We start from the raw sequence: 14,756 nt of genomic DNA, 5'->3' as shown, positions 1-14,756 counted from the left end.
TCGGATAGCATCGGTAGCGATATCTAGCTTTCATTTGTTTTTGATATTTACTGTCTTTATCTTAACATAAACCAGAATAAAAAGCCGTCGAGCGAAGGACGGGGCTTTAAACCAAAAATTTTCGGTAACGTAACTTAGATAGTATCTTTGATAAATATTTGATATCTATTCTCCCATCCCCTGCGTCAAAGCCCAATAGGAATCGACATTAACTTATTATCGGCTCTCTCGTACTTATGGTGATAACGCAAGCTAATAATTTAGCACGATCGAGGGTTTCAACCTTCAGTTTCAGATACTTAGTATCATCTGCTACTTTTAACACCAAGCATCGGGGAGAGCCGAGGAAAAAATTATGTGATTAGATGTTTGCATCGACACTGATGTCATGAATGCTGCACTGGGGCAAGCGTAACAAGTCGCTTTAGCTGTCATATCAAGGTGCGACTCGGCTAAAATGTGGCGCGCCACATTTCTGGGGCAACTGTTCAATTAATGCGATGATATAAATGTGTGGCAATGCTCATACTGACGATCGCCACCAATCAACAACCAATTTGGGCTAGAACTATCAGAAGGTTGCCAGCCTCTGCGCTCTCAAATCGGTTCTATAAAACCGACACATAATGACGATAATTTTAACCAACGACGACGGCATCGATGCTCCAGGGATTCAGGCACTTTTGCAGGCTGTAGAAGGCAAAACAATTATGGTGGCTCCGCAGGGGCAATTGTCGGGCTGCGGGCATCAAGTGACTGCTCACAGTCCGATTCATGTCGATCGGCGATCGGAATTTGAGTATGCTGTAGGGGGAACACCGGCCGATTGCGTGCGTATTGCTCTTCATCACGTTTGTGCGAAGCCGGATTTGGTGCTTTCGGGTATTAACGCGGGTGGCAATTTGGGGGTTGACGTGTATATTTCGGGTACGGTTGCGGCTGTGCGGGAAGCAGCCATGCACGGTATTCCTGCCATCGCAATTTCCCACCGGATTAAAAGGCCACTCGAAATAGACTGGGATGTCGCTACTCGTTGGACATCGCGGGTGTTGGCAGATTTGCTGCACCGGGAACCCAAGTCGGGGTGTTTCTGGAATGTGAATTTGCCACATTTAGCGCCGGGAAGTGCGGAACCGGAAATTGTGTTTTGCCAGCCTTCGACGCAGCCGTTGCCCGTGGTGTACCGGATGGAGGGAGAATACTTTTATTATGCGGGAGAGTATGGATCGCGCGATCGGGCGGCGGGGACTGATGTTGACGTGTGTTTTGAGGGTAATATTGCGGTGACTGAGATATCGTTGTGATAGATTTGATGGGATTTGATGGGATTGGGCGATCGAACTATTTTTTTTGTCAACAAAGCGGAAGTAGGTAGGTTAACTTTGGTATTACTTAGCCTCAATATCCCAAATCAGGATAAAATATTTGTACTTAATTTTTACAGTCACGTAAGTCAATAAATGAGTCCTAACGCAGAAGCGAATTCTCCCAGCATCTTAAAACGCAAAGCGAGCAGCACTGTTGGTCGTGGCAAAGTAGCTAATCTCAATACCAATTTTAATTTTTCTACATGGAGTGACGAATACGTTACTTTATATCTCGGCGATAGTCTCCAGCACTACGACAATTGGGAGCAACCTACTGTCATAGTTTCAGATGGAGCTTACGGTATTCTTGGGTTTGAAGGAGATACCTCAGATCACATTGATTTACCTAATTGGTATAAACCTCATATCGAGGCCTGGTCAAAAGCAGCCATACCCTGTACAACACTCTGGTTTTGGAATTCAGAGATTGGTTGGGCTATTGTGCATCCACTTCTAGAAAAATATGGTTGGCGCTATGTCAATTCCAATATTTGGAACAAGGGAAAAGGTCATATCGCAGGGAATGTTAACACACAGAAAATTCGCAGGTTCCCCGTCGTTACAGAAGTCTGCGTTCAATACGTTAGAGAAGTAACCGTTAATGAACTTACCTTAAAGGCGTGGTTATTGCGAGAGTGGAAACGCTCTGGGTTGCCGTTACGACGGGCCAATAATGCTTGCGGGGTGGTGGATGCAGCAACCAGGAAATACTTCGATCAAGGGCATTTGTGGTATTTCCCTCCGACCGAGATGTTTGAAAGGCTAGTGAACTATGCAAATGAGTATGGTAGTCCTCAAGGAAAACCATACTTTTCGCTGGATGGCAATCAGCCTTTAACGGGACAAGAATGGAGCAAGATGCGATCGAAATTTAGATGCCCTCACGGTTTTACAAACGTTTGGGAGCGTCAAGCTTTACGGGGCGATGAGAGAGTTAAAACTCTCTCTGGAAAAGCATTACATCTCAACCAAAAACCTTTGGATCTGATGAACCTTATTGTTGAGGCATCGAGCGATGAAAACGATGTGATATGGGAACCTTTTGGTGGACTTTTCAGTGCAGCTTTGTCAGCACGTAAACTAAAACGAAAAGCCTTTTCTTGCGAGATAGACCCCGACTATTTCTACTATGGTGTACAGAGATTTAATCAAGAATTTCATCAATACTCTCTTCTCTAATCTGTAGATAATCTTGTAGGGATTTCTTGATGCTGCCTTCTAGGCGACTTGATAAAAGCTTATTCCACCGACCCACGGTCATACCGGAAACTTCAGTATTGTAGACACGTCGCTTAAATTCCTCAATGCCTGGATGTACAATTCTGTCCATCTTTGCGAAATTTGTATCTAGTCTATATTCATAGCGTATCCGTAGCTCCCGCAGAAGGCGCTGATACTCTCTAGTTGGTTTGTAGACTTTTCCTTGAGTACCCCATGAATCAACTATTTTCTCAGCTTCTAAAAACTCCTCAGCAGAGCCTTGGAATTTATATCCACTGGTGTTTGTTTGTGGCAAATTTGCTGTTCTTTGAGTTGTATCTTCCGGCTCTAAAACAAGATAATCTGGCGGATTGTGATAGTGGGTATCTCTCGCTACAGCTACCGATAAACCAGAGACAACGCACACATCAAGAATGCGAGGCTTGCCATAGATGATTTTATCGGGTAGCCATGCCAGGATAGCAACGTAGGTCTGATCGAACCTAAAGTGATTCTGACTATCTTTGAAACGTGCTGTTATCTCTGTTGCTAGTGGGAACCACGCTTTAATTTCTAATCCTGGCGTTGGTTGAACTATGCCGAGGAAAATAGTATCTGGAAAGCCTGGATCTTGCCTATGCCACTTTCCAAATTCACCGAACTCATTTTGTTGATTCAAGAATTCAACGGTGTTAAATTCGATTAAATTTCCGACTAAGGGCGAAAGCTTTGAGATAACTTTAGACAGGTTCACCGCTGCATCTACGGTAACAGGTTTAGATACATCTAAAACGTCGAAAGTGTTACCCGATAAACGATCAAGATATTGGGATGCAAGTCTGATTACATCTTGCGTATTCATATCTCCCTCTCACAAGATGCTTCAGATATTTTTTGTGAAATTTTCCTAATAATATCGCAAGGATCTACACCAATTACATGAGCAACTAACAGAAACTCAATTACATCTAACCGTCGTTCACCGTTTTCATATTTGGCTACGAAAGACTGGGGCTTTTTAAGAGATTTAGCAACAGACTCCTGAGTTAGTTGCGCTTCTTTACGAGCCGCAATCATACAGCAACGGAATGTTTCATATTCATCACTAAAAACAGATTTCATTATACTTTGGGTTTAGCACTGCATATTCCCTAGATATAATAAACCTGTTTTCGGATAATCCCAAAATAGGATATTTGAATCTGTTAAAAATCGATAGTAATGACAATTGAACAAAATTAATCGCAATCCGAAGAGTGGCAGCTATCTCTACTTGCGGCCGTCCGTGCTACCATAATTTTTTTTGTCATCCTTCGGCTTAGCAACACCATCAGGTTGTTTCTTTGGCTTTTTGACTTCTTTGTTGCTTTTTCTTTCTTTTGACATAATTATTCCTCAATTTTTACTCAGAATAACATACATTGACACATCGACCTAACTGCAAGTAGACGAGGTGATGCTATACGGATATTACTCGCTGTTAGTTTTGTACAATCTTCAGTAGATTATGCACTAGGTTTTGAACAAATAGCATCTACCGTTAGGCATATCGATAAATTCCTCACAAGTACAATGTCTGAAATTACTTTTAGCCCCGATCGACTCAAGCAAATATGGAAAAGCACGATCGTATAACTGCTGCGAGACTACCGAGAAAAAGTCGGGCTGATTAAGCTGTTGTTCCACATCTAATTTTCCTAAAAAATGACAAGCGAATTTCAAAGGTGGTACCCGCCACGTGATTTATCCGTGGAATCAATCCAAAATCTAAAATCTAAAATCCTCACGCCCCCGAATTTATCTCGCGCCAGTCAATCCAAAATCTAAAATCTAAAATCTAAAATCGAATGACAGTAGATAAAATATGCAGCTATGGCCATGCAAGCATTCGCGACACCTGACGCAAACACAACCAACAAATTTGCAGTCTCGGTTGAAAAAAGCTGTTAGCCACAGTGGAAAACAAAAATATTGATTTTACTATTGATTAACACTTCGGACAGTGTTTGATGGCTTACCTACTCAGAATAACGGTTTCACGGATCTCAGTACGATCGCAACCCTTGCCGAAGCACACTAGAGGCAAAGTAAATCAATGGTTTCAGACTATGACATCAAAAAAATCGGGACTCTGCAAAAAGAACAAAGTATATGTATAAATATAAAGTTGATTCTCAGCTTTCTGGAAAGTGCGATCGCATCCGCTCGGTTAGATATAAAATATTTATAAAGAGTGTTTATTTCTAGATAAATTTCCGCTATTAGGAATGTGACCCGTATGGAAGTAACCGAGCTGCTCAAAGAGTACGAAAATGGAAACAGAGACTTTGCTGAGGCAAACCTCAGCGGAGCAAATCTCAGCGGAGCTATGTTGGTTGGCGTAAACCTTTCGAGGGCTAACCTGTCGGGAGCTAACCTGAGTCGGGCGCATCTCACCAAAGCAGAACTCAACGGCGCAAACCTTTACAGGGCAAATCTGAGTTTTGCCAAAATGGGCCAAGCCAGGCTAGCCGACGCAGAGCTTACAAAAGCCAATCTCAACGGAGCTTTCCTCGTCAAAGCAAAACTGCCCAGAGCAAAGTTGAGTGGCGCCCAACTCATAGGTAGCAACCTCCGGAGTGCCATCCTCTGGAACGCCAATTTGTGTACAGCCGACATGCAATTCATCAACCTGCGGGGCGCAAACCTCACGGGAGCAAACCTCAACTGGGCAAACTGCGGAGGCGCAAAACTCAGCGGTGCAAAGCTTTTTGGCGCTCAACTAACAGGCATCTATCTCAGGAAAGCTTACATCAACGGGATCGACCTGAGCAGGACGGATCTCAATGGCGTCAACCTCAGCGAAGCCAAACTGAACGGGGTAAACCTGGAAGGCTCGAACTTGTTAGCCGCCAATCTCAGCGGGGCTCAGTTGCGGGGCGTCAAGTTGATGGGAGCAGATTTAACCAGGGCAAATCTGGTGGGAGTTTCTTTGGTGCAGGCAAACCTCGATTGGGCTAGGCTGTGCTATGCAGACTTGAGTGAAGCCGACTTGAGCGGGGCAACATTCACGGGAACCAACTTTGAGGGTACTCAGTTAGGCGGATCAACAATGCCCGCATCTGTGAGCCATGATGTCTACTTAACTGCAGCACGTGGTGTCGCAGCTTAGGCAAGGCCAAAAATTAATTTCGCATCCGAGTGGACGACTCTCGCATTGGTTTAACTTTTGATGCAGACATCATTACTTTCGTGAGAGTGTTGCACCGACAGGAAAGTTACTGATATTTGCGAGAGTTTGTAGCATCACAATTGAGCTCACCCGATTAATTTCGCGACTCGCAAAGCAGAGGTAATGGCTCCTTCGTGCAAACCATCCCCCAAATAAGCTCCCGCATGATAAGTGTTGTTCTCGCCATTAGTCTCGATAACTTCATTTCTATATCGAAAAGACTCGACAGTGTACAGCGGCGTGTGATGTTTCTGAATGTGAATAATGTGCTGTTGGGCGATCGACTCCTCCAGATGAAATGCTAAACTGTACTCTCGTGGCGATGAGATGCCGCAAAGCTGATTCAAGCTCGCATTATATCCCCACCCTTTGTCCGTCTCGAAAAAATCAAATTCAGATAACTTGCGGATACCATAGCGATCGTACATCGATGTATCCGAATGCAGTACAGTCGTTGCATAATTGGCTTTCCACGCCGAAAACCGCTTCCTTTCCGCCTCCGTCGGATCAGACAATAACCTCATAACTTGGTCTGGTGGCATCGCAAAAACCACCTTATCAAATTCCTGGATTTCCCCATCAGAAAGCACCATTTTTACAGCATCCGCACTTCTAAAAATATTGGCAATCTCCACATTTAGCCGTATATCGCCCTTAAATCGCTCCAAAATCTTTTCAATGTAAGAATACACCCCGCCTTTAATCCTCACCCAGTTGACCAAGCCATATTCGCGTAGAACAGGCATCGCTAATTCTGCCGGGAAATTGTCGAGCAATTCAAACGGTATCGAGTAGCTGTACATCGTCAGCAACTTCAGCCAATAATTGCGGACGCACGAGCTTTTCAAAGACTCAGAAAGCGACACGTCGTAGAAATCATGCTGTTTAGCAAACCGCATTCTTAAAATAAATCCCGCCGAACGAGCGTAGAGACTATCAAGCCACAAATACTCGATCAGGCGTTGGATTCCGGTGAAATTATTTTGGATAGATACCGCAGACAAAAAGTGAGTGCCATCTTTAAAAAACAGCGCGGAACCAATCTGCACCGGTTCTAATTCAACGCCTAGTTCCTGCATAAAAGCCACGAAATTGTAAAACACTGTGGGAAATTCCAGCACCCCATTTTCTAATATTTCATTGCACTCCGATTGATTGGGCAGAACATTTTTGTTCAGCGTCCGAATGTGTCCGCCTAAAATCGGCTGACTTTCCAACACAGTGACGTGATGCCCCTGTTTATCGAGCCAGTAGGCTGCTGCCATACCACTGGCTCCGCCCCCAACAATTGCAATTCTCATAGTTCACTCCTAGATTGATAGAATGGAACATTAATCATCGAATGCTTAAGAGCTGTTGGAGAAACGATCCGATCCCCCCTAACCCCCCTTAATAAGGGGGGGACAAGAACCTTTTTCTAGCTTTCTCTCGTTGCCAGGTTGGATGTGATGCCCTTTTTATTTTTTAGTCTGCGGAGGCAGACTTCGTTTCTGTAGTAGCGATTTCAATCGCCGAGTAACCAATTCCTCCTAGCCTAAAATCGCATCGCCGGATAAACGTTGATAAAGCAGCGCCCCCGTCCAAAATGTCGGTGCAAAGCCTGGATAGCCCGAGGAGGCGTTGCAGAAATAGAAATTGTTGAGGGATGTTTCATGATTTAGCCGATCGACCCCCATGTTGCGCGGCGTCAGGCTGGAACCGTAGGAATTACCGTTAGGACACCAACAGAAGCGCTCGTTAGTCGTCGGACTTCCGGTAATATGAAAGACCATGTGTTTGCGGAAATTCGGAACATAGTGTTTTTCCACAACATCTAAAATTGAGTCCAGAATCTCTTGTTTCTTCTGTCTGTAAGCTTTGCGATCGCTCTCCCAAAGCTGTTTAAAATAGCTGTAATTAGCAACAGTCAGAAATTCGACAATTTGACAATCTTCTGGACAATCCCGCCGCGCTTGGGTCAGTAAAGTTGGCGTTGTAATTGCAAAACTCGGACGAGAAAAATCATTTTGCTCATACATTTGAGCAAACGCTTCATTTAGATCCAAGTGTTCAGAATGAAACGTATTCCACTTGCCAAATCCATAGTCCCGGAGATCGATATCTTTGACAACGCAGTACACCATGTAATTAGATGCAGAATACTCATAGTTGAGTTTCCGTCGCACTTTTTTAGAGAACAGTTCCTCTCCAATCATCTTGGCTGCTCTTTTCGGGTCAAGGTTGCAAATCACCGTGTCCCCAGTGAATTCATGGGTTTGATGGGTGGTCAAATCCATCGCTTCAACACCAGTTACTGTTCTGTTTGTTACCCTGAAATTCGTGACTTCATGGTTTAATAGAACTTTCCCCCCGTTGGATTCAATGACTTTAACTAAAGAATTGATGACAGATTCAAAATGCTGCGTCGGGTAAAATGCACCTTCTTGATAGCCTCTAAACAAGGCAATCCAAGCATAGAAAGAAAGCTGATTTGGAGGCAGCAAAAAGTCCGGCCATTGCAGGGCTAATAGGGTTTGGGCGGCTTGCGGGAGTTGGAACTTGTCGAAAACGTCCTGAAGTGTACTATTGAGATGTTGGACAGCACAGAATACGTCACCGAAATTTTTGAGCAATTCAATTGGTTTGACGGGAGGAGCGAGTTTTCTGAGTCCGTTGCCGGTTTTCTCGACTTCGTTGACGAATTGGCGAATTCTCTCGCCCGCTTCGGGAAACAGCGCCGACAATCGCCGGATCAGTTCCTCGGGTTCCGAGGGAATATCGAGCGCATACCCAGGCATTCTCATGTGGTCGTAGCCATTCGGATCGTACCGTTCAAAGGTGACATCTCGATCGAGACCGAGTTTTTTGAGAACTCGATTGACTGTATGTCCTTCGCCGCAGTCCCAAACGTAGTGGAATTGGGCATTAAAGGTGTATTTTTTGGCCATCGTAAAGGTGTGACCAAAGCCTCCGGGATGTTCGTGAGCTTCGAGGATGTGTACGGTTTTGCCGGAGTTTGCCATCAAAGCTCCGAAAACCAGTGCTGATAAACCACTGCCGACGATGAGGTAATCTGTTTTCATGGTAAATTTCCTCGATCGATTGAATCGGGCGATCGTTGTCTATTTAAACTAACGCTCAATTCTGAGGAAATTCTGAAGAGGGCTTACCACGCTATTTGTGGGGTACGCACTGCGTACCTTACGCCTTTTTGGGCGGGCGGGACGCCCAAAAAATACAACACCCCACAATAGTGTGAAGCATCTAAATTTAGGCTCGCGAATTAAATAACTTACAATTTTAATTGTTATTGTGGGATGGGCGTCCCGCCCGTCCAAAAAGGACGGGCGGGACGCCCATCCCACTTTCAAGAGTGGAAGTTATTTAATTCTCATTCCTTAACAGTCAAGTTTGAGCGACTTCTTGTGGGGAGTAGGGGTTGGGCGTCCCGCCTGCCCAAAAAATACAATTTAGGTGGGCTTACTTACAGCTTATTGGTGTGGCAGGATCACATCAAAAAAAGCATCCTCCAAATCATAACCAAACATCTGCGACATCGCCATCAACTTCGATTTACTGGGAATTCCCTGCTGATTCAACCAATCAGTCAACACAAAAATTTTGTTCATCAAAAACATTTCCAAAGCTTCAGGATTGTACTGAATACCTTGGGTTCGGTGAAACTGGTGCGGCACCAACATCGCCGCATAGCGGGCCAATTCTCCCGCTTTCCAATCCAGCAAAAATGGCAGCCAAGGGTAACAAGCATCCAAGCGAATAAACCACAGCCTTACTTCGGGAATTTCCGAAATTTCTCGCGGATCTAACTCTTCGCGCGGATACTCTATTTCAAATTGTAGCTGTTGTTCGTTTTGGGCGATCGCTCCTTCGGCCAGCCACTTTTCAATCACAGTCCGCACCGGAGACAAATCTAAACTGTTTATGCCATCGGCATCTATCGCTATCATAATACTCATAAAAAGTCAACCCATTTTAAATTTTAGATTAATCCCACAGATGAATCCGGGAGGCGAGTAGCCAATTGCTTGATTGTCAACTGTCTACCATTTAGTTATCATACCACCACCTATAAATATTTTAGCTCACTCATGACTACCAACTAATGACTAATGACTAATGACTAATGACTAATTACCCATTTTTCCCAAACTTGCTATCCTGCAAAGAATTACCAATCCCCTGGATAATTCCCCGCCCGATCAAACCAATTCCCCGCCCTATAACCTGAGTCAAAACGTAAACCACCCCAGCACCCAACAGCGAAATAACCGCGCGAACTCTAGGTGCGATCGCATCCCTGGTTTCCAGCACCAAAGTCAAGGCTAACTGCCACCCAGACAACTGTGCTAACTCCAGATTTCTTGGAGCATAAATAGAAATTTTCTTAATTCCAGAATCGCCCAAAACAAACAGCCAAAACCTGCTTTCAAAAATAGCTTTCGGTTCCACAAAATATCTATTCCAGCTATATCTCCACGACAACTCATTCCGAAACCGCTCAATTTCTCGCGTCGAAATCAACTTACCATCGTAAAAAATTTGCTTGATTTCTTCAATATTTGCCAAATTATTTAGTAGAGGCTGTACGACTCCGCTAGCAACTTGAATTGCCAAATTTTCCAACAAAGCTTCAGCTCGCTGCATCGCTTCCGGGCTGCCAGCAACACAAGAAATATTGTCAACAGTTAAAGGAATTTCAAATAGCAAATGTGCAAAAAAATCAACGGTCATCGGTATTTTGTCAAGGATTTCTGTTGCAACTGCATCAGCATCTGCCAGCAGCACCGACACAACTTCTATACCGCTGGCTGCCAAGATATCAGCAGCGCTTTCCCCTTGACTTTCTCCCAGTGTCAAGCTTGTTTGACTGCCATCAATAACCAGAGTTTCTCCCGTTGGCAGTGTATAGTATCTGCCAAAAAAATCTATGATTGTCGCCTCCCACAAATCCCGTAAAATAGCAGGCATTTTTTGCGACAATTGAGTTTGCTGCACTTGCGAAAAGCGCAATTCCTCCAGCAAATCCTTTAACTTCCGCAGGATGGAACTCATCAATTCGCGCTTTTTGGTCGATCGCAAAATATCGATTTCCAAAGGCAAGCCAGTCAAATTCACCAAATCAAATTGCAATTTAGCTGCCGCCGAGTCAAACAAGCTACCTTGCCAATTAGTTGCAACCACCAAAGATTCAGCCGAAACTTGGGAATTCGCTAATTGCGATTGAGAATTATTTAACAAATTCTCGCCTCTAATTTCTTCTTTGTGCCTTCTGCCTTCTCCCCTCTGCCTTCTGCCTTCTCCCCTCTCCCCTCTGCCTTCTGCCTTCTGGCTTCTGCCTTCTGCATTCTGCCTTCTGCCTTCTGCCTTCTCCCCTTTTCCTTCAAATAATAACTGACTGACAATCCAGCGAGCAGCCAGCAATTCTCTGCGACGCCCATTGAGTACAACCCCATCTAAAATAGAGGGCAAATCTGTCGGATTTGCAGCCCTAATCTCTTCCAAATCCGCTTGGACAATCGCCAAAGTTGCATCTATTTCCTGTAGTCCAGACCGACAAAAATAAGCCAGCATTTTTTTGTGTACTGGCGTATCAACTGTCGAATTATCTGCATTTTTCTCTGCAATTGCTGCGGAGTTTTCTACTGTTTGAACAACCGCTGCATTATTTAGTTCTATTTCCGGGTTAGTTGCCGTATCTGTCGGCCAATAAGTGCAACCAGACGCCACCGCGCGAATAGCTTCGATTGTCAGGGAAATATCTCTACCTTTAGGACAATAGCCATTCGCGCCCGCCGCCTGTAACTGGGCCAACAGCTCCGGTGTCAGGGATCCGCCTAGCAGCAACAGAGGCAGGTTGGGGTACAAACTTTTGAGTTCGCCACAAAATGCCACCGCCTCTATTTGACCCGATCGCCAATTTGAAGTCTCAACAGCCAAAATTGCCAAATCTCCAGGCTTCTTGGCTGTTTCAGAGTCGAGCGAGCGAGCTTCTAGAACCCGCAAAGCCTCCTTTCCCGTTGAAACCTCTGCGACAACTTGCAAGTCTGGATACTGCTCGCAAGCAACTCGCAGCCCCAGCCGGAAAATGGGGTCGCCATCGATCGTCAGCAGTTGGAAATTACTCACTTGATTTTAGATTGGAGATTTTAGAGATCGATCGCGCGAAAACCCAATTACTCGGGAATCAAATTAGCATCAGGAGGCCCAGCCGACTCAGGAATCGAGGGCGGCGCGGGTTCTGGAGCCGGAGCCGGAGGAGGAGCAGCAGGTTCCGGGGCCGGAGCCGGGGCCTCTTGTCTCGCGGGCGGATAGTAAGGTTCCGGCTCCCTCGCGGGCGGATAGTAAGGTTCCGGTTCCGGCTCTCTCGCGGGCGGATAGTAAGGTTCCGGCTCCGGAGCAGGCGGATTGTAAGGTTCGGGAGCCGGGGCCTCTTCTCTCGCAGGCGGATAGTAAGGCTCTGGCTCTGGCGCGTACTCATCCTGTCGCGGAGCTGGCGCGTACTCCTCTGCTGGAGCTGGCGCGTAGTCGCGAGCGGGTTCCGGCGCGTAATCGCGAGCGGGTTCCGGCGGCGGTGCACTGTTGGCTCTAAGTTCAGCACTCCAGCGCCCGATCGCACCTGCTGCCTCTGAATACAGCGCCCTACCGTAACCGATTTGGGAAGCCGTATCGATCGCCGCTCCTAGACTGCCTTGAGATGCCAATTCCGCAGCTCGATCGAGAATCGGTCTGTCTTGAGCGACTTGCAGTTCGCTCACCCACTGATAAACATTATCCTGGGCTTTCGCGTACAAACTCCTACCGCTCTTAATTTGCGAAGCTTTTTCAATAGCAGCACTAAGTTTTCCTTGCTTCGCCAGGGCTATCGCTTCATCCAAAAAAGGCTGATCTTGAATAACTTCTATGCGTTTCGTCCACTGAGCCAGCAGAGTTTGCGCTTCTATCCTGCGAGGGCGGTTTTGAGCAATCAGAACTACCTGAGCGATGCCGCCCTTTAGTCCTTCAACCGTTTGCGCTTCTGCCAACTGCTTCGCCAGAGTCAGAAAAGATTGGTCTTCGATCCGCTCAATTTCCCGGCGCCAAGAAGCCACCAAAGTTTGAGCGTGAATCCGCCGCGGCTGCTTGAGTCCGATGGTTTGCGCTTGCTCGATCGCGAGTCCAAACGTCCCTATCTGACCGAAACTAGCGATCGTGCTCGCCACTTGCAGCCGCAGCAAATCTTGAAACTGCACCTGCAAATTTTCAATTTGAACTTGAGCTTGCTTGTACAGAGGGCGACCCGGAGCTATTTTGCTAGCAGCCCCCTGCCCTTCCAGCAAGCTAAAAATGTGTTGTGGCAGCGGAGTTGATATCGACTGGTTCCACGTCACTGCCTGAGCCCTACCCAACTGCATCAAATCTTGAGCTTCCGCAAACAGTAGCGAATCCTGTGGCACAACAGAAGCAGCCTCGATCGCCCCCGGCAAATCTTTCGCCCCCAACCGCTTAGTAGCCATTGCCAGCAAAATCCGGCTCCAGCCTTCAATTTCCTTCTCAGCTTTAGCGCGGGCAAAAAGCTGCGAGTCTATTTTCCGAGCCAGGACGATTGCCTCAGCGAACTTTTGCGGAGTCTCGTCCTTCGCCAAATCTCTAGCCTCTTGCAAGCGCTGCCAGCCGTTTCTTTCCAAAGAAATCTGCTGGATCAGCTCGTTGTAACGCTTCTGACTCCAGAAAATATTTTCCAGCTTAAATAGAGCTTGAGCATAATCCCAGGCTTTCCTTAAATCCTCACTTTTCAAAGCTGCTAGGGCTGTATCGTAGAGTTTTTGGCCCTCCTGCCAATTTTTTTCCCAAGCAGTCACAGCCTCCTCTACCTCTGGGTAAGACCGACTGGTTTTCGGAATTTTCGCCACAATCTCCAGAGCACCTTTCAAATCGCCCTTCTCAATTTTTGCCCTGGCAAATCCCAGAATGGCTTTCGACCATTCCCCTATCAAATGTTGACCTTGCGAGTATAGCGGATGTTCTTTCGGCCAAGCCTGCACCAAGGCCATTGCCGATTCTATCTGTTCTAGCTTGCCCGACTTAGCAGCTTGTTGAGCGCAGTAAAGTCGCTCTCCGTCCGCCGCCAGTGGCGACAGTTGCTGGCAATTCGGCGGTGGCGGCATCGTCAGCAACCACAGAAATGCAGCGGCACCGGTTACTCCAAATCCCACCAGGAGACTCAGCCAGATAAGCTGCCACTGCCAAAAAGTTCTTTTTCCCTCGGTTGGCTGCGCCGTTACGAAGGAACTCGCATCGCCTGTCGCCTCTGCACTGAACTGTGCCGTCGGTTTAGGGGATGGGTTGTATTGCGGTGGTGTGTGGAATTGGTCAGATTGTCGTCTCGCCATTACTTCAGCCTGTCCTGTAATGCGCACTCTTCACGTGACACTCCCACATCAAATCATAGATTGTGATGTCGGCTTCTGACTCCGGTTAAGGAGATCGAGAACTTCCTTCAAGGTACTGGCAATCTTTCCCTCTACGGTGTTTTATAGTGAGGTTCGTGTCTGGCCCCACTGGTTGCTTCCGAGCATTTTAGGCTCAAGAAGCACGTAAATCATACCAGTTATCAAACAATTATTCACAGATTCCGGGGCCGTTTAGCAGAAAAAACAGTATAAAGCCCCGTCTGTCCATCAATTTTAGATTTTAGATTTTAGATTTTAGATTTTAGAATTGACTCTGCAGATGAATTGGAGGAGGGATTAAACTAAGGTCTAATATTAAATCCGGATCAGAAATTCCCTTATCAGACTCAGCGGTTGAAACCGCAAATACACAAACTTTCGTCTCCTCCAAGCCGATTAAAAAATCAAGGGGGGACTACAGCCGGATTTGGTTTACACTTTTACGTGTAGCCGGTAGAACTGATTTTTTGGGTTTAGGAATGAGAATTAAATAACTTCCACAAGATTGTGGGATGGGCGTCCCGCCCGTCCAAAAAGGACGGGCGGGAC

Annotated in this window: 11 protein-coding genes; 4 read left to right on the top strand and 7 right to left on the bottom strand. The window is 46.2% G+C overall.

Annotation, left to right across the window (positions count from 1 at the left end; genetic code table 11):
- Window positions 1–626 precede the first annotated feature (626 nt).
- Together surE and QUB12_RS34305 are read left to right on the top strand one after the other, a co-directional pair.
- Window positions 627–1,304: a 5'/3'-nucleotidase SurE gene (gene surE, locus QUB12_RS34310; RefSeq protein ID WP_333147259.1), complete on the top strand. Its 678-nt coding sequence runs from the start codon at window positions 627–629 to the stop codon at window positions 1,302–1,304.
- A gap of 156 nt (window positions 1,305–1,460) precedes the next feature.
- On the top strand, window positions 1,461–2,546 hold the full coding sequence (locus QUB12_RS34305) for a DNA methyltransferase (RefSeq protein WP_333147256.1): 1,086 nt from the start codon (window positions 1,461–1,463) through the stop codon (window positions 2,544–2,546).
- Here QUB12_RS34305 and QUB12_RS34300 read toward each other — a convergent pair.
- On the bottom strand, window positions 2,512–3,429 hold the full coding sequence (locus QUB12_RS34300) for a hypothetical protein (RefSeq protein ID WP_333310635.1): 918 nt from the start codon (window positions 3,427–3,429) through the stop codon (window positions 2,512–2,514). The two genes, QUB12_RS34305 and QUB12_RS34300, sit on opposite strands and share 35 nt — an antisense overlap.
- Window positions 3,426–3,689: a helix-turn-helix transcriptional regulator gene (locus QUB12_RS34295; RefSeq protein ID WP_333147252.1), complete on the bottom strand. Its 264-nt coding sequence runs from the start codon at window positions 3,687–3,689 to the stop codon at window positions 3,426–3,428. The genes QUB12_RS34300 and QUB12_RS34295 overlap by 4 nt, the downstream gene beginning before the upstream one ends.
- A gap of 973 nt (window positions 3,690–4,662) precedes the next feature.
- Here QUB12_RS34295 and QUB12_RS34290 point away from each other — a divergent pair.
- On the top strand, window positions 4,663–4,797 hold the full coding sequence (locus QUB12_RS34290; RefSeq protein ID WP_333310633.1) for a hypothetical protein: 135 nt from the start codon (window positions 4,663–4,665) through the stop codon (window positions 4,795–4,797).
- Between the two features lie 48 nt (window positions 4,798–4,845).
- Window positions 4,846–5,718, top strand: a complete 873-nt coding sequence (locus QUB12_RS34285) for a pentapeptide repeat-containing protein (protein WP_333310632.1) — start codon at window positions 4,846–4,848, stop codon at window positions 5,716–5,718.
- Window positions 5,719–5,864: 146 nt separating this feature from the next.
- Here QUB12_RS34285 and QUB12_RS34280 read toward each other — a convergent pair whose 3' ends face one another.
- From QUB12_RS34280 to QUB12_RS34260, 5 genes are all read right to left on the bottom strand, one after another.
- The gene (locus QUB12_RS34280) at window positions 5,865–7,079 is read right to left on the bottom strand and encodes an FAD-dependent oxidoreductase (RefSeq protein ID WP_333147248.1); all 1,215 of its coding nucleotides are present in this window, start codon (window positions 7,077–7,079) and stop codon (window positions 5,865–5,867) included.
- A gap of 228 nt (window positions 7,080–7,307) precedes the next feature.
- A complete protein-coding gene (locus tag QUB12_RS34275; protein ID WP_333147246.1) occupies window positions 7,308–8,840 on the bottom strand; it encodes an NAD(P)/FAD-dependent oxidoreductase in 1,533 nt (510 codons plus the stop codon).
- A gap of 408 nt (window positions 8,841–9,248) precedes the next feature.
- A complete protein-coding gene (locus QUB12_RS34270; protein WP_333148185.1) occupies window positions 9,249–9,734 on the bottom strand; it encodes a CRR6 family NdhI maturation factor in 486 nt (161 codons plus the stop codon).
- A 175-nt stretch (window positions 9,735–9,909) separates the two neighbouring features.
- Window positions 9,910–11,904: a DUF3685 domain-containing protein gene (locus tag QUB12_RS34265; RefSeq protein ID WP_333148182.1), complete on the bottom strand. Its 1,995-nt coding sequence runs from the start codon at window positions 11,902–11,904 to the stop codon at window positions 9,910–9,912.
- Between the two features lie 47 nt (window positions 11,905–11,951).
- Complete coding sequence (locus tag QUB12_RS34260; protein WP_333148180.1) at window positions 11,952–14,147, bottom strand: hypothetical protein; 2,196 nt, start codon at window positions 14,145–14,147, stop codon at window positions 11,952–11,954.
- Between the last annotated feature and the right edge of the window lie 609 nt (window positions 14,148–14,756).

Origin of the sequence: Microcoleus sp. B7-D4 (assembly GCF_036705125.1) — a bacterium.
Taxonomy (GTDB): Bacteria; Cyanobacteriota; Cyanobacteriia; order Cyanobacteriales; family Microcoleaceae; genus Microcoleus.
The sequence above is the reverse complement of the archived record's forward strand: the minus strand, read 5'-3'. Positions and strand labels throughout refer to the sequence as shown.